Origin of the sequence: Mycolicibacterium canariasense (genome assembly GCF_002101555.1) — a bacterium.
GTDB classification, from domain to species: domain Bacteria; phylum Actinomycetota; class Actinomycetes; order Mycobacteriales; family Mycobacteriaceae; genus Mycobacterium; species Mycobacterium canariasense.
In genome coordinates this window covers 401,455-416,973 of sequence record NZ_LQOL01000052.1, presented here as the reverse complement: position 1 = coordinate 416,973, position 15,519 = coordinate 401,455, and the positions used below count along the sequence as shown (strand labels likewise).

Annotated in this window: 17 protein-coding genes; 4 read left to right on the top strand and 13 right to left on the bottom strand. The window is 68.5% G+C overall.

Annotated features, from left to right (window positions below; genetic code table 11):
• Window positions 1–37: 37 nt before the first annotated feature.
• Complete coding sequence (locus AWB94_RS17975; protein WP_062656488.1) at window positions 38–514, bottom strand: hypothetical protein; 477 nt, start codon at window positions 512–514, stop codon at window positions 38–40.
• The gene (gene dapB, locus AWB94_RS17970; RefSeq protein WP_062656487.1) at window positions 514–1,248 is read right to left on the bottom strand and encodes a 4-hydroxy-tetrahydrodipicolinate reductase; all 735 of its coding nucleotides are present in this window, start codon (window positions 1,246–1,248) and stop codon (window positions 514–516) included. Before dapB ends, AWB94_RS17975 begins: the two co-directional genes overlap by 1 nt.
• 36 nt (window positions 1,249–1,284) lie before the next feature.
• On the opposite strand from dapB, the gene AWB94_RS17965 reads away from it, so the two are divergent.
• Together AWB94_RS17965 and AWB94_RS17960 are read left to right on the top strand one after the other, a co-directional pair.
• Entirely contained in the window at window positions 1,285–2,055 is a 771-nt protein-coding gene (locus tag AWB94_RS17965) for an META domain-containing protein (protein ID WP_062656486.1), read from the top strand.
• Between the two features lie 9 nt (window positions 2,056–2,064).
• A complete protein-coding gene (locus AWB94_RS17960) occupies window positions 2,065–2,967 on the top strand; it encodes an NAD-dependent epimerase/dehydratase family protein (protein ID WP_062656485.1) in 903 nt (300 codons plus the stop codon).
• On the opposite strand, the gene aldR is transcribed toward AWB94_RS17960, so the two are convergent.
• On the bottom strand, window positions 2,964–3,479 hold the full coding sequence (aldR, locus tag AWB94_RS17955) for an HTH-type transcriptional regulator AldR (RefSeq protein ID WP_062656484.1): 516 nt from the start codon (window positions 3,477–3,479) through the stop codon (window positions 2,964–2,966). The two genes, AWB94_RS17960 and aldR, sit on opposite strands and share 4 nt — an antisense overlap.
• A 98-nt stretch (window positions 3,480–3,577) precedes the next feature.
• Between aldR and ald the strand changes: the two genes are divergently transcribed.
• Entirely contained in the window at window positions 3,578–4,693 is a 1,116-nt protein-coding gene (gene ald, locus AWB94_RS17950) for an alanine dehydrogenase (RefSeq protein WP_062656483.1), read from the top strand.
• A gap of 54 nt (window positions 4,694–4,747) precedes the next feature.
• On the opposite strand, the gene bla is transcribed toward ald, so the two are convergent.
• From bla to AWB94_RS17920, 6 genes are all read right to left on the bottom strand, one after another.
• Window positions 4,748–5,641: a class A beta-lactamase gene (gene bla, locus AWB94_RS17945; protein WP_062656482.1), complete on the bottom strand. Its 894-nt coding sequence runs from the start codon at window positions 5,639–5,641 to the stop codon at window positions 4,748–4,750.
• 17 nt (window positions 5,642–5,658) lie between these two features.
• Window positions 5,659–6,990 carry a M16 family metallopeptidase gene (locus AWB94_RS17940; protein WP_062656481.1) on the bottom strand — a complete coding sequence of 444 codons (1,332 nt, stop codon included), beginning with the start codon at window positions 6,988–6,990 and terminating at the stop codon, window positions 5,659–5,661.
• Between the two features lie 50 nt (window positions 6,991–7,040).
• On the bottom strand, window positions 7,041–9,293 hold the full coding sequence (locus tag AWB94_RS17935) for a polyribonucleotide nucleotidyltransferase (protein WP_062656480.1): 2,253 nt from the start codon (window positions 9,291–9,293) through the stop codon (window positions 7,041–7,043).
• A 265-nt stretch (window positions 9,294–9,558) separates the two neighbouring features.
• Window positions 9,559–10,053, bottom strand: coding sequence for an LppU family putative lipoprotein (gene lppU / locus AWB94_RS17930; RefSeq protein WP_409365971.1), 495 nt, complete (start codon window positions 10,051–10,053; stop codon window positions 9,559–9,561).
• On the bottom strand, window positions 10,050–10,319 hold the full coding sequence (gene rpsO / locus AWB94_RS17925) for a 30S ribosomal protein S15 (RefSeq protein WP_024454057.1): 270 nt from the start codon (window positions 10,317–10,319) through the stop codon (window positions 10,050–10,052). The genes lppU and rpsO overlap by 4 nt, the downstream gene beginning before the upstream one ends.
• A 97-nt stretch (window positions 10,320–10,416) precedes the next feature.
• The gene (locus tag AWB94_RS17920; protein WP_062656478.1) at window positions 10,417–11,409 is read right to left on the bottom strand and encodes a bifunctional riboflavin kinase/FAD synthetase; all 993 of its coding nucleotides are present in this window, start codon (window positions 11,407–11,409) and stop codon (window positions 10,417–10,419) included.
• Window positions 11,410–11,500: 91 nt separating this feature from the next.
• On the opposite strand from AWB94_RS17920, the gene mntR reads away from it, so the two are divergent.
• On the top strand, window positions 11,501–12,202 hold the full coding sequence (gene mntR, locus AWB94_RS17915) for a manganese-binding transcriptional regulator MntR (protein WP_062656477.1): 702 nt from the start codon (window positions 11,501–11,503) through the stop codon (window positions 12,200–12,202).
• A 7-nt stretch (window positions 12,203–12,209) separates the two neighbouring features.
• Here the strand turns inward: mntR and AWB94_RS17910 are convergent, their stop codons facing one another.
• The 4 genes from AWB94_RS17910 to AWB94_RS17895 all read right to left on the bottom strand — a co-directional run bounded on the left by AWB94_RS17910 (window position 12,210) and on the right by AWB94_RS17895 (window position 15,476).
• Window positions 12,210–12,815, bottom strand: coding sequence for a type II toxin-antitoxin system Rv0910 family toxin (locus tag AWB94_RS17910; protein WP_165605307.1), 606 nt, complete (start codon window positions 12,813–12,815; stop codon window positions 12,210–12,212).
• Window positions 12,816–12,970: 155 nt separating this feature from the next.
• The gene (gene truB / locus AWB94_RS17905) at window positions 12,971–13,855 is read right to left on the bottom strand and encodes a tRNA pseudouridine(55) synthase TruB (RefSeq protein ID WP_062656475.1); all 885 of its coding nucleotides are present in this window, start codon (window positions 13,853–13,855) and stop codon (window positions 12,971–12,973) included.
• Window positions 13,852–14,517 (bottom strand): 4'-phosphopantetheinyl transferase PptT, encoded by a 666-nt coding sequence (gene pptT / locus AWB94_RS17900; protein ID WP_062656625.1) that lies wholly within the window; start codon window positions 14,515–14,517, stop codon window positions 13,852–13,854. Before pptT ends, truB begins: the two co-directional genes overlap by 4 nt.
• Complete coding sequence (locus AWB94_RS17895; RefSeq protein WP_062656474.1) at window positions 14,514–15,476, bottom strand: ACP phosphodiesterase PptH; 963 nt, start codon at window positions 15,474–15,476, stop codon at window positions 14,514–14,516. Before AWB94_RS17895 ends, pptT begins: the two co-directional genes overlap by 4 nt.
• Between the last annotated feature and the right edge of the window lie 43 nt (window positions 15,477–15,519).

Here is a 15,519-nt window from a genome sequence, read left to right as displayed (position 1 = left end):
CAGTGCGGAGAGGGCGTGTGGTGCACGACGAGCAGCCTCACGCGCGGTGCACCGCCCGTTCCATCTCGACAGCTGTGCGCATGGTTTCCCGCGCGCGGCTGCGGTCACCGGCGTAGTCGTAGGCACGGGCCAGCCGGTACCAGCGCACCCAGTTGTCCCGATCGGCCTCGAGTTCGTCGCGCACCGTTGCGAACAGCTCGTCGGCCGCGTCCCGGTCGATCCGGCCGGACGGCATCCGCGGCAGCGCGCTGACGTCGAGTTCCATGCCGCTTTCCCGGGCCAGCCGGGCCAACCGCTGATGTGCGAAACCGGCCCGCAGGGTGCTCACCATCGCCCACACACCGACGATCGGCAGCAACAGCAGCGCCACCCCCAGTCCGATGGCCGCCCACTCCCCCGAGGCCAGGAAGGCGAACGCGATCCGGCCCAGCATCACGAAGTAGACGACCATCGCGACACACATGAAGCCGATCAACAGCTGGATGCGCAGGCTGCGCACACCCTCACCGGCCATCAGAGATCGAGCAGCGGTTCGATGCCGATGGTCAAGCCGGGGTACTGGGCGACCTTACGGACCCCCAGCAGCACCCCCGGTACGAACGACGTGCGGTCCAGGCTGTCGTGCCGGATGATCAGGGTCTCACCCGTCGTGCCGAACAGCACCTCCTGGTGGGCGACCAGTCCGGCCAGCCGAACCGAATGCACCGGGACGCCGTCGACATCGGCACCGCGGGCACCGGCGAGCCCGGTGCTGGTGGCATCGGGATTGGGCGGCAACCCTTTCCGTGCCTCGGCAATGAGCTTGGCGGTGCGCGCGGCGGTGCCCGACGGCGCATCGGCCTTGTGCGGGTGGTGCAGTTCGATGACCTCGACGGACTCGAAGTGCCGGGCGGCCTGTTTGGCGAAGTGCATCGTGAGCACGGCGCCGATGGCGAAGTTGGGGGCGATGAGCACCGAGACGCCGGGTGCGGCGTCCAGCCAGGCGCGCACCTGGGCGATGCGCTCGTCGGTGAACCCGGTGGTTCCCACGACGGCGTGAATACCGTTGTCGATCAAGAACTTCAGATTGTCCATCACCACATCGGGGTGGGTGAAGTCGATGACGACCTCGGTGTCACTGTCGGTCAGGATGGTCAGGGCATCACCCGCATCGACCTCGGCCGACAGTTCCAGATCGGCGGCGTCCTGGACCGCGGCCACCATGGTCGCGCCGACCTTGCCCTTGGCACCCAATACTCCCACTCGCATGGGGGCAGCCTACTGCGGTGCCCGTACCGTGGAACCATGCGCCTGCACCCCGCCGCCCTGCCGATCACGGTGGCCGCGCTGGCCGCGGCCGGCTGTTCGGGCACCGCCGCGGCAGAGGTGGGCGACGAGCTGGACGGCCGGACCTTCGTCTCGGTGGCGGTGGCCGGCGAGCAGATTCCCGGCGGCGCGCCACTCACCGTGACCTTCGCCGGCGGGCAGATCCGCACGTTCGCCGGCTGCAATCACGGATCCGGCCCCGTCGATCTCGGCGACGGCCGGGTGGTCACACAGCTGGCCACCACGATGATGGCCTGCCCGCCGCCGGTCGGCGACGCCGACGCCTGGGTGGACCGGTTGTTCCAGGCGCAGCCGTCGTGGGCGCTGTCCGGGGACACCCTCACGCTGCACGGCCCGGCGACGACGGTGACGCTGCGTGACAGGTCGGTGGTGGACCCGGACCGTCCGCTGATCGGCACCAGTTGGCGGGTGGACACCCTGATCACCGGGCAGGCCGCCATGACATCGGTGGCGCTGGAACAGTCCAAGCCCGGACTGACCTTTCGTCCCGACCGGACGGTCACCGGGTGGACCGGATGCAACACCTTCTATGGTCGCGTCGACGTCACCGGTGACACCGCAACCTTCGGGCCGCTGAACCGCAGCGGCCCGGCGTGTGCCGGCGAGGTCGGTGACATCGAACGGTCGATCCTGCGGGTGCTCACCGGTTCGGTCACGGCGTCGGTCGATGCCGATCGCCTGACACTGACCGGCGCCGAAGGCAACGGATTGGTGCTGCGCGCCGAGTAGCATCTCGCCATGCATGGCGCGAAGATCCTCATCAGCGGACCGACCGGACAGGTCGCCGCACCGCTGGCGATATCACTGGCCGCCGAGAACGAAGTGTGGGGCATCGCCAGGTTCACCGACGCCGCGGCCCGAGACAATCTGGAACGGGCCGGGATTCGCTGCGTACCGGCCAATCTGGCCGCCGGCGACTTCAGCGGTGTGCCCGCCGATTTCGACTACGTCCTCAATCTGGCGGTCGCCAAGAGCGGACGCTGGGACAAAGATCTGGCGGCCAACGCCGAATCGGTGGGGCTGCTGATGGCGCACTGTGCCGATGCGAAGGCATTCCTGCACTGTTCGTCGGCCGCCGTCTACGACCCGCCCGACGATGATCCGCGCACCGAGTCGACCGCGCTCGGTGACAACCACAAGTCGATGCTGCCGACGTATTCCATCTCCAAGATCGCCGGTGAGGTCGTGGCGCGGACCATGTCCCGCGCGCTCGGGGTGCCGACGGTGATCGCCCGGCTCAACGTGCCCTACGGCGACAACGGGGGCTGGCCGTTCTACCACATGGAGATGATGCGTGCGGGCGTCCCGATCCCGGTTCCGCCCGGCGGGCCCGCCTACTACAACCCCATCCACCAGGACGACATCCTCGCGATGCTGCCGGGGATGCTCGCCGCCGCGTCGGTGCCGGCGACGACGGTCAACTGGTGTGGCGATCAGACGGTGAGCCTGCAGCAGTGGTGCACCTTCATCGGCGAACTCATCGGCACCGAGCCGGTGTTCGAGGTGAGCGAGCAGGCCCTGCGCGGCGGCCCCACCGATACGACGCTGATGCATGGACTGGTCGGCGATACCGCGGTGGACTGGCGCGACGGTATCCGCCGGATGGTGGCCGCGTTCCACCCGGAGTTGGTGTCGCGCTAAAGCGGCGAGGCACCGCGCAGATGCTCGAAGATCAGCGAGGTCTGCGTACCGGCCACGTCGGCGTCGGCGTTGAGGTTCTCGACCACGAACGACCGCAGGTCCTCGGTGTCGCGGGCGGCGACATGCAGGATGAAGTCGTCGCCGCCGGCCAGGAAGTACACGTCCATCACCTGAGGCCGCTTACGGATCTGGGCGATGAAGTCGCGGATGCGTCCGCGCGCGTTCGATTGCAGGCTCACCGAGATCATGGCCTGCATGGTCAGCCCCACCGCCGCCGGATCGATATCGGTGTAGAAGCCACGGATCACCCCGATCTCCTGCAGGCGGCGCAGCCGGCCGTGGCAGGTGGAGGGGGCGATGCCGACGGTCTCGGCCAGCGCGCTGTTGGAGATGCGGGCATCGGCGTGCAGGGCCAGCAGCATCCGCCGGTCGATGTCGTCGAGCTCGGCGGGTCGAACATCCTTCGGCCCGGGAGCCAGACGCACGCGCGCGGGCGTTGATTGTTCACGCATGGCAGGAGTCTAGCGAATTAACATCAAGGTCATTGCCTCCAGGGCGAAGGTTCTTCACACTGATACGCAGAAACCACCGGTCCCCACAGGAGCATGAAATGCGCGTCGGCATCCCGACCGAGATCAAGAACAACGAGTTCCGCGTCGCCATCACCCCGGCCGGCGTGGCCGAACTGACCCGCCGTGGCCACGAGGTCGTCATCCAGGCCGGCGCCGGCGAGGGCTCGGCGCTGTCGGACAGCGACTACAAGGCCGTCGGCGCCCAGATCGCCGCCACCGCCGACGAGGTGTGGGCCGAGGCCGACCTGCTGCTCAAGGTCAAGGAGCCCATCGAGGCCGAATACTCGCGCCTGCGCAAGGGCCAGACCCTGTTCACCTACCTGCACCTGGCGGCGTCCCGACCGTGCACCGATGCGCTGCTGGCCTCGGGTACCACCTCGATCGCGTACGAGACCGTCCAGACCGCCGACAATGCCCTGCCCCTGCTGGCCCCCATGAGCGAGGTCGCGGGCCGGCTGGCCGCCCAGGTCGGCGCCTACCACCTGATGCGCACCCAGGGCGGTCGCGGTGTGCTGATGGGCGGTGTGCCCGGTGTCGCCCCGGCCAAGGTCGTCGTCATCGGCGGCGGTATGGCCGGCGACAACGCGGCCGCCGTGGCCTGGGGTATGGGCGCGCACGTCACCGTGTTCGACCTCAACGTCAACACCCTGCGCAAGATCGACGCCGAGTACGGCGGCGCCATCGAGACCCGCTACTCCTCGAGCCTGGATCTCGAAGATGCGGTCAAGCAGGCCGACCTGGTGATCGGCGCGGTCCTGGTGCCCGGCGCGAAGGCTCCCAAGCTGGTCACCAATGCGACTGTCGCCCAGATGAAATCCGGCGCGGTTCTGGTCGACATCGCGATCGACCAGGGTGGCTGCTTCGAGGATTCCCGGCCCACCACCCATGACGACCCGACCTTCGCGGTGCACGACACGGTGTTCTACTGCGTGGCCAACATGCCGGGCGCGGTGCCGCGGACGTCGACCTACGCGTTGACCAACGCCACCATGCCGTACGTGCTCAAGCTCGCCGACAAGGGCTGGCAGGCCGCGTGCGCCGCGGACGCCGCGCTGGCCAAGGGACTCTCGACCCACGAGGGCGCGCTGCTCAACGAGCACGTCGCCAACGACCTCGGCCTGCCGTTCACCGACCCGGCGGCCGTGCTGGCCTGACGTTTCACCCCTACCGTCGCCCGGCTGGATCTTCCGGCCGGGCGACGCGTGTCATCACGGGTGGTTCGGGTCCAGCAGGTAGGGCAACACGAGGGTGGCGAGCTCGCCGATCAGCGGTCGCAACGCGTCGGCCTTCGGATCGTCGGCGGCCGAGCGCGTCATGATCGCCAGCAGCACCCGCCGGCCGTCGGGTCCATAGGCGATGCCGACATCATTGGTGCTGCCGTAATCGCCGCCGCCGGTCTTGTCCGCCGTGGTCCACCCCTGCGGCAGCCCGGCCCGCATGCTCGATGTCTCGTTCGCCCGCATCCACTGCTCCAGCAACGACCGTTGCGGCGGGGCCAGCGCATCCCCGGCCAGCAGCGCGCGATACCCGCCGGCCAGTGCCGCCGGCGTGCTGGTGTCACGGAGGTCGCCGGGAATCGCCGAGTTCAGCTCGGTCTCCCAACGGTCCAGCCGGGTCCGCTCGTCCCCGATGCTGCGCGCGTACGCGGTGATCGCCGGCGGACCGCCGAGCCGCTTCAGCAGCAGATTCGCCGCCGTGTTGTCGCTGACCTGCAGCGCCGCCTGGCACAGGTCCGCAAGCGTCATCTCGGTGCCCGCTCGCGGCCCGGTCCGCGGCGAGTTCGCGACCACCGCAGCCGGATCGACGAATTCGGTTGCGTCGAGGGAGAATTCACCGCGGCTCACGCCCTGCAATATCCGGCCCGCGGCGTAAGCCTTGAACGTCGAACACATGGCGAAGGACTCGTCGGCGCGATGCGACACCGCGCCCGGCCCGTCCAGGTTGACCGCCGACAAGCCGACCACCGCGTTATGCCGGCGTTCCAAGGCGCCGATCCGTTGGTCGAGCGGGGATCCGGGGTCGGCGTGCACCTGTGCCGTGGTGCAGACGGCCGCGGCGAAGGTCAGGCCACCGATGAGGGCGCTACGTCGGGACAGTCGCATGCCCCCGACTCTACCGGTCAGCCCGTGATCTGTCGGAGACGTTGCGGCAGTGAGCGTTTCGACTTGTGCGGCCCCAGCACGGCGGCACCCAGTGGTCTGGCGAGCAGCTTGCGCGCCACCGCGTTGACCTCGTCGAGGGTCACCGCGTCGATCTGCGCCAGCGTCTCGGCGATGGTGCGGTGAGCTCCGTAGTTGAGTTCACTGCGACCCATCCGGTGCATGCGCGAGCCCGAATCCTCCAGGCCCAGCACCAATCCGCCGCGAAGCGAGCCTTTGGCGATGCGGCATTCGGCCTCGGTGATGCCGTCGCGAGCCACCTCGGCCAGCACATCGGTGGCCAGCCGCACCACCTCGTCGAAACGCTCCGGCAGGCACGCGGCGTACACCGACAGCGCACCGGCGTCGGAGAACATGTCGATGGTCGAGTAGACCGAGTACGCCAGCCCCCTGGTCTCCCGGATCTGTTGGAACAGACGGGAACTCAGTCCACCGCCGAGCGCGTTGTTGAGCACCGACAGCGCCCAGCGGTGTTCCCAGTACCGTCCGGGCGTCCGCACGCCGGCCAGCACATGGCTTTGCTCCGAGTCGCGGTTGACCACCAGCAGCCCTGGCTGCCCGGGAACGCGACCGGTGCCCTTGCGGTGCGGCAGCGGGCCGCGCCCGGAAACCAGGTGCGGGCCGAAGTACTCCCGGGCCAGCGCGACCACGTGCTTGTGATCGATGTTGCCGGCGACCGCGAGCACCATGCGCTCGGGTGTGTACCGGCGGACGTGGAAGGAGTGCAGCTGGGCACGGGTCATCGCCTCGATGGATTCCGTGCTGCCGATCACCGGACGGCCGACCGGGTGATCACCGAACATGGCGGACAGGAACACATCCCCGAGGGTGTCCTCGGGATCGTCGTCGCGCATGGCGATCTCTTCGAGCACCACATCGCGTTCCACCTCGACGTCCTCGACGGCACAGCGGCCGCGCAGCACCACATCGGCGACCAGGTCAACCGCGAGTTCCACGTCGGTGTCCAGCACGTGCGCGTAGTAGCAGGTGTGCTCGCGCGCGGTGAACGCGTTGAGCTCGCCGCCCACCGCGTCCACCGACTGCGCGATGTCGACCGCCGAGCGCGTCGGCGTCGACTTGAACAGCAGATGCTCCAGGAAATGCGCGGCGCCGGCCACCGACGGCCCCTCGTCACGGGATCCGACACCGACCCACACCCCGACCGATGCGGAGTGCACGGACGGGATGTACTCGGTGACCACCCGCAACCCTCCGGGCAGCGTGGTGGCCCGCACTGCCTCGGAGGTGTCCGCGCCGCCGGATCCGCGGCGCAACGCCGGTTTAGGTGGCATGACGATCAAGCGGCGAGGTTCGAGCCGCGTTGACGAATGCGGCCCGTGGACTACGCGTCAGCGGTCGCGGCATCTGCAGGAGCGTCAGCGGGAGCTTCGGCAGTCTCGCCCTCCTCGGCGACCAGGACCAGCGAGATCTTGCCGCGGTTGTCGATATCGGCGATCTCGACGCGCAGCTTGTCGCCGACCTTGACGACGTCCTCGACCTTGGCGATGCGCTTGCCCCGGCCCAGCTTGCTGATGTGCACCAGCCCGTCGCGGCCCGGCAGCAGCGACACGAACGCTCCGAAATCGGTGGTCTTGACGACCGTGCCGAGGAACCGCTCGCCGACCTTGGGCAACTGCGGATTGGCGATGGCGTTGATCTTGTCGATCGCCGCCTGCGCCGCCTCACCGTTGCTGGCGCCCACGAACACGGTGCCGTCGTCCTCGATGGAGATCGAGGCGCCGGTCTCCTCGGTGATCGAGTTGATCATCTTGCCCTTGGGCCCGATCACCTCGCCGATCTTGTCGACCGGCACCTTGATGGTGGTGATCCGCGGCGCGTACGGGCTCATCTCGTCGGGCTCGTCGATGGCCTCGGCCATCACCTCGAGGATGGTGGTGCGCGCATCCTTGGCCTGGCTCAGCGCACCGGCCAGCACCTGGGACGGGATACCGTCCAGCTTGGTGTCCAGCTGCAGCGCGGTGACGAAGTCCTTGGTACCGGCGACCTTGAAGTCCATGTCGCCGAACGCGTCCTCGGCGCCCAGGATGTCGGTGAGGGCGACGTAACGGGTCTCCCCGTTCACCTCGTCGGACACCAGACCCATGGCGATACCGGCCACCGGTGCCTTCAGCGGCACACCGGCGTTCAACAGCGACAGGGTCGAGGCACACACCGAACCCATCGAGGTGGACCCGTTGGAGCCCAACGCTTCCGACACCTGGCGGATGGCGTACGGGAACTCCTCGACCGACGGCAGCACCGGCATCAGCGCACGCTCGGCCAGCGCGCCGTGGCCGATCTCGCGGCGCTTGGGCGAGCCGACGCGGCCGGTCTCACCGGTCGAGAACGGCGGGAAGTTGTAGTGGTGCATGTAGCGCTTGGTGGTCTCCGGTCCCAGCGAGTCGATCTGCTGGGCCATCTTGACCATGTCCAGCGTGGTGACACCCATGATCTGGGTCTCGCCGCGCTCGAACAGGGCGCTGCCGTGGGCCCGCGGAATGACGGCGACCTCGGCGCTCAGCGCCCGGATGTCGGTGATGCCACGGCCGTCGATGCGGAAGTGATCGGTCAGGATGCGCTGGCGCACAAGCTTTTTGGTCAACGCGCGGTAGGCGGCACCGATCTCCTTCTCGCGACCGGCGAACGTCTCGCCCAGACGCTCGAGCACCTCGCCCTTGATCTCGTCGGTGCGGGCATCGCGTTCGGCCTTGCCCGCGATCGACAGCGCCTCGGCCAGCGCGTCGGTGGCCACCGCGGCCACGGCATCGAAGGCGTCGTCCGCGTAGTCCGGGAACACCGGGTAGTCGGCGGTTTCCTTGCCCGCGGCGGCGTGCAGCTCTTCCTGCGCCTTGCACAGCGTGGCGATGAACGGCTTGGCGGCCTCCAGGCCCTCGGCCACCACGGCCTCCGTCGGCGCACCGGCGCCACCGTTGATCAGTTCGATGACATTGTCGGTGGCCTCGGCCTCGACCATCATGATCGCGACGTCGGCACTGTCACCGGTGCCGACCACCCGGCCGGCGACGACCATGTCGAAGACGGCCTTCTCCAGCTGCTCGACGGTGGGGAACGCCACCCACTGGCCCTCAATCAGCGCGACGCGCACGCCGCCGACCGGACCGGAGAACGGCAGACCCGCGATCTGCGTGGACGCCGACGCGGCGTTGATGGCCAGCACGTCGTACAGATCCTTGGGATCCAGGCTCAGCACGGTGACCACGACCTGGATCTCGTTACGCAGGCCGCTGACGAACGTGGGACGCAGCGGCCGGTCGATCAGCCGGCAGGTCAGGATCGCGTCGGTGGACGGGCGGCCCTCACGACGGAAGAACGAACCGGGGATGCGGCCCGCCGCGTACATCCGCTCCTCGACGTCGATGGTGAGCGGGAAGAAGTCGAAGTGATCCTTCGGGGTCTTGCTGGCGGTGGTGGCGCTGAGCAGCATGGTCTCGTCGTCGAGGTAGGCGACGACGGAGCCGGCGGCCTGCCGGGCCAACCGGCCGGTCTCGAAGCGGATGGTGCGGGTGCCGAAGCTCCCGTTGTCGATGACGGCGGTCGATTCGAAGACGCCTTCGTCGGTTTCAACTGCAGACATAAGTGTCCGTACAGCCTCTCTGTCGGGTATTCAACTGTTTCGCACGTCTAGCGCAACAGATTCCCGTCCTGGATGCGGCTACGGCCGTCGATCGAAGCGGCCGGGAGCCGAACTCCCGGCAGCCACTACCGAAGACCGCCCGATCCCTCGGACGATGCGTGACGCGCAGGAACGGTGCGCGCTTCACACGCGCGAACCGCACCAAAGTGTCAAGGCCACGTGGCCTAAAACATCCCCATGCTACACCGCGACCTTGTCGCCTCCGTCAGGCGACGTCCTCGACGCACACGGTGAACTGTCGTTGGTCATACGGGTACCCCAGCCCACTGGCGCACTGGTCGGCATCGACCACGTCCTGCAGGATCTGCGTCGCCCGCTGCCGGTGCGGCTGACCGGTGTCGCCGCAGTCGACGCGCACGGGGTCACGACCGTGGTCCGGGTCGATGCTCATGCAGCCCCCGACCACCCAGTCGATATCCATGCAGACGGTGCTGCCCACGTCACCGAAGGCGCTGTGCATGGAGTAGTACGAGTCGACGTCGGTCGGGCAGTCGTCACCGGTGGCGACGGTCGCGACGACCTTGTAATTGGACTCCGGACTACCGCACTGCGCCTTGATGGCCTCCGGGCGGTCGGCCGGTCCACCGACCTTCAGGCAGTCGCCGGCGCGCAGATCCGCGGCGGCGGCCGACGAACAGCCGGTGGCCAGTCCCCCCAACAAGCAGAACGCGGCCAGGACGGCCGCGGCGCCGGGAGTCAGCGACGCAGACCGAGGCGCTCGATCAACGACCGGTAGCGCTCGACGTCGACCTGCGCGACGTACTTGAGCAGCCGGCGCCGACGACCGACCAGCAGCAGCAGCCCCCGCCGCGAGTGGTGGTCGTGCTTGTGCAGCTTGAGGTGTTCGGTGAGATCGGAGATCCGCTTGGTCAGCAGGGCAACCTGAGCCTCCGGCGAGCCGGTGTCGGTGTCATGCAGGCCGTACTGGCCGAGGATTTCCTTCTTCTGTTCGGCAGTGAGCGCCACGAATACAACTCCATCAAAAAGGTCCGCGAGGATCATCTGGGGCGCGGCCGCCGCGAACTGCAGCACGCGCTGGGTCGCCGGGAAGTCTAGCAGTCCCCTAGTGCGCAGCAAGAATCGTGCGGGCGCGGGCGGTATCGCCCTGCATCGCGACGACCAGGTCGTCCACCGAGTCGAACTTCTCCTGGCCGCGGATGCGGGCCACGAAGTCCACGGCGACGTGCTGGCCGTAGAGGTCGGCCTCGGTGTCCAGCACGAACGCCTCGACGGTGCGGGTGCGCCCGGAGAAGGTCGGGTTGGTGCCCACCGACACCGCCGCCTGGTAGCGCTGCCCGGGTGTCACGGTGCCGACCACCGGGCCGTGGCCCAGGACGGTGAACCAGGCCGCGTACACCCCGTCGGCCGGGATGGCTGAGTGCATGGGCGGCGCGACATTGGCGGTCGGGAAGCCGAGCACCCGGCCGCGGCCGTCACCGCGCACCACCACGCCTTCCACCCGGTGCGGGCGGCCCAGCGCCTCGGCCGCGGCCACCACGTCGCCGGCGTCGACACAGGACCGGATATAGGTCGAGGAGAACGTGACGGTCTCGTCCCGGTTGGTGGCGGCCGCCGCGGAGATCTCGGAAACCAAAGACATGCCCTCGACGGCGAACCCGAACCGCTCGCCCGCCTTGCGCAGCAGGTCGACGTTGCCGGCCGCCTTCTTGCCGAAGGTGAAGTTCTCACCGACCACGACCTCCACCACGTGCAGGCTCTCCACCAGGAGTTCGTGGATGTAGCGCTCGGGCGTCAGCTTCATGAAATCGGCGGTGAACGGCATCACCAGGAACACGTCGACACCGGTCTCCTCGACCAGCTCGGCGCGCCGGGTCAGCGTGGTCAGCTGTGCCGGATGGCTACCGGGGAACACCACTTCCATCGGATGCGGATCGAAGGTCATCAGCACCGTCGGCACGCCGCGCGAGCGGCCGGATTTGACCGCGTGGCTGATCAGTTCGGCGTGACCGCGGTGCACCCCGTCGAACACACCGATCGTGATGACACATCGCCCCCAGTCCGTGGGGATGTCTTCCAGGCCCCGCCACCGCTGCACAGCGCAAGCCTACGGCGCGCCGGCCGCGCCGTCTGCGCTGGATCCCCGGATCAGGTGACGATTGCCTAAACTTTGTCGGTGTGAGGCCCCAGTGAGTCCCAACGGCACCCCGCAAGACCTGACGACGGTTGCGCAGGACTACCTCAAAGTCATCTGGACCGCCCAGGAGTGGTCCAGGGAGAAGGTGAGCACCAAGTTGCTCGCCGAGCGGATCGGGGTGTCGGCGAGCACGGCGTCGGAGTCGATCCGCAAGCTCGCCGACCAGGGCCTGGTCGATCACGAGAAGTACGGGGCGGTGACGCTCACCGAGTCCGGCCGGCGCGCGGCGCTGGCCATGGTGCGCAGGCACCGGCTGATGGAGACCTTCCTGGTGCGCGAACTCGGCTACGGCTGGGACGAGGTGCACGACGAGGCCGAGATCCTGGAGCACGCCGTGTCCGACCGGATGCTCGACCGGATCGACGCGAAACTCGGCTATCCGACCCGGGATCCGCACGGGGATCCGATCCCGGCGGCCGACGGCAAGGTGCCGACCCCACCGGCGCGTCAGTTGTCGGCGTGTCATGACGGGGAAACCGGGACGGTGGCCCGGATTTCGGATGCCGATCCCGAGATGCTGCGCTATTTCGACAGCGTGGGTATCAGTCTGGACTCGCGGCTGCGGGTGCTGGCCCGGCGTGACTTTGCCGGCATGATCTCGGTGGGCATCGAGTCCGCCGACGATTCGGCCGATGCCGGCACCACGGTGGATCTGGGAAGCCCCGCGGCGCAAGCGATTTGGGTTGTCCCCTAGGAGTCGATCAGCGAGCCGAGTGCACCAGGCGCAACTGGGGGCGGGCCGCATCGGCCTGTGCCTGCGCCTGCCGGGCCAACCCGTCGAGTCCGGCCAGACTCCCGATCAGCTGGCTGACGCCATCGGCTTCGACGGCATCGAGAATCGCCGGGCTCAGCAGCGCACCGCTGAACTGCGCGCTGGCGGTGATCCACGAGCCCGAACCCGCGGGTGAGAGCCGGAACATCAACCGCACCGACAGTCCCTGCAGACCGGTAGCGGTCAACTCGATGCGGGTGCCGTCGTCGATGCTGTCGACCACCCAGTCCAGGGTGTCGGTGATACCCAGCATGCAGATCTTGGCGCTCAGCCGGGTTCCGGCCTCCAGGCCGTCCGGCGGTTCGGCAACCCAGCAGTCGTGCACGGCAAACCACTGGTCCCAGGACCGGGGATCGGTGAGCACCTCCCACACCGCGGCCGGCGCGGCGACCAGGTGTGATGCGGCGTCAACATGCCCGATCTGCACCTCACGCTCGCGGTGCGAGAAGATGCGCGCGCCATCGCGTCTGGGTGCCGCTCGCCGGCCATCCGTGGCATAACCGAACCACTCGGAGGGATACGCAGGCAGCTGCACTGTCATATCCTGAACAACGCAGCACGAATAGCTGCGGTTCCCATGAATTCTTGTGGCCCTGGTCTCGAATTGATCACGAAGCGGCAAGCGCCACACCGCAAACCGCACGCTCACCACCGGTCACGTCAGTTGCAGCAGCCACACCGGCCACAGCATCACAGGGTGGCCGGCCGCAGGACGACCACCGATGTGGTGCGCGACGTCCCGTCCCGCAGCAGCGCGATGACCCGGCCGTCCGGCGCGGTGGCGGCATACACCCCGTCGATACCCGCGGGCGCCAGCGCCCGACCGTGCCGCGCGTCCTCGGTCTCGGCGGCGGTGAGGTCGCGGCGCGGGAAGCCCAGCAGGCAGGCCTCGTCCAGGCCGTAGGACAACCGCGCGTCGGCTTCCAACTGATCGATGGTGCGGGCCTCGCCCAGGCCGTACCGGCCGACCTTGGTGCGGCGCAGCGCCGTCAGGTGCCCACCGACACCGAGGGCGGCACCCACGTCGCGGGCCAGCGCCCGGATGTAGGTGCCCGACGAACAGTCCACCTCGACGTCGACATCGACGAAGGTGTCCACTTTGCGCACCGAGAGCACCTCGAACCGGTCGATGCGCACCGGCCGGGCGGCCAGTTCGACGGCCTGCCCTTCGCGCGCCAGCTTGTAGGCGCGCTGGCCCGCGACCTTGATGGCGCTGACGGCCGAGGGCACCTGCTCGATGTCGCCGCGCAGTGCGGCCACCGCCGCCTCGATCGCGGAGTCGGTGACGTGCACGGCGGAAACATCCTGCAGCACTTCACCTTCGGCGTCTTCCGTAGACGTGGTGCGGCCGAGGCGGATGGTGGCCGCGTACGACTTGTCGGTGGCCGTGAGCAGTCCGAGGATCTTGGTGGCCCGTTCGATACCGACCACCAGCACCCCGGTGGCCATCGGATCCAACGTCCCGGCGTGTCCCACCTTGCGGGTCCCGAAGAAGCGCCGGCACCGCCCGACGACATCATGGCTGGTGAGGCCGGCGGGCTTGTCGACGATCACCAGTCCGGGTGCCGGACTCACAGCGTGATCGCCGTCAGCGCGATTCCGTCGGCCACCGACCAGCGCCCGGCCAGCGCGGTCAGCGGCGGACCGGACTCGGCGGCCGGGTCGATCAGGATCCGGGACTCGAACGTCCCTGCCGCACCTGACGAGTCGGGGGTGAACGTGATGTGGGCATCCTCGAAGCCGAGCCACCGGTGCGTCAGCGGGAACCAGGCCTTGTAAGTGGCCTCTTTGGCGCAGAACAGGATTCGGTCCCAGTGCAGGCCACCCGGCAGGCCGGACAGGTGTGCCCGTTCGGCGGGCAGGCTGATCGCGTCGAGCACCCCCTTGGGCAGCACATCGTGCGGTTCGGCGTCGATGCCCAGCGAGCGGACATCGGAGCTGCGCCCCACCACCGCACCGCGGAAACCGTCGCAGTGCGTCAGGCTGCCGACGACACCGTCGGGCCAGCACGGTTCGCCCTTGTCGCCCTTGAGGATCGGTGCCGGCGGCACACCCAGCTCACCGAGCGCCTGCCGGGCGCAGTACCGAACGGTGACGAACTCGTTGCGCCGCTTGGCCACCGAACGCGCCACCAGCGGTTCCTCCTCCGGCAGCGGCGCCAGACCGGGCGGGTCGTCGTAGGTCTCGGCCGACACCACGACCTCGGGCACCAGGGCACGCAACAGGGCCACGGTCAGTACCCCCGCCGGGCCCTGATGCGCTCCTGCATCTTCTGGGCGTTGTCGCGCATCTCGGCGGTGATCTCGAAATGCCCACCGAACTCGTTGAGGTATCCAGGCGCATACACCGGGTCCGGCAGGATCTGACGTAACCAGCGATATGGCTTGCGGCGGCGCCATTCTCGCGGATAGCCGACCGAGACCTCCTCGAACCGCACGCCGTCGTACCACGTGGTGCGCGGGATGTGCAGGTGCCCGTAGACCGAGCAGATGGCGTTGTATCGGGTGTGCCAGTCCTTGGTGGCGGTGGTGCCGCACCACAGCGAGAACTCCGGGTAGAACATCGCGTCGCAGGGTTCGCGCACCAGCGGGAAATGGTTGACCAGCACGGTCGGGTTCATCCAGTCCAGGTCTTCCAGCCGCTTGCGTGTCTTGGCCACGCGGTCGCGGCACCAGGCGTCGCGGGTGGCGTAGGGCTCGGCCGACAGCAGGAACTCGTCGGTGCCGACGACATTGCGTTCCCGGGCCACGGCCAGGCCCTCGGCCTTGGTGGCGGTGCCCTCGGGCAGGAAGGTGTAGTCGTAGAGCAGGAACATCGGCACGATGGTGGCCGGGCCACCCTCCTCGTTCCACACCGGGAACGGGTGCTCGGGGGTGACGATGCCCATCTCGTCGCACATGGTGACCAGATAGTCGTAGCGTGACTGCCCGAAGATCTGCATCGGGTCCTTGTTGGTGGTCCACAGTTCGTGGTTGCCCGGTACCCAGATCACCTTCGCGAACCGCTTGCGCAGCAGATCCAGCGCCCAGCGGATCTCGTCGGTGCGTTCCCCGACGTCACCGGCGACGATCAGCCAGTCCTCCGGCGAGGACGGGTAGAGCGATTCGGTGACCGGCTTGTTCCCGGTGTGACCGGTGTGCAGGTCGCTGATGGCCCATAGCACGGGCCTGCGCTGTTCTCGTGACGTCGCGGACACAACGAACCAGCCTACTTGCGGTGCCCGGGTCGCGGCACGACCA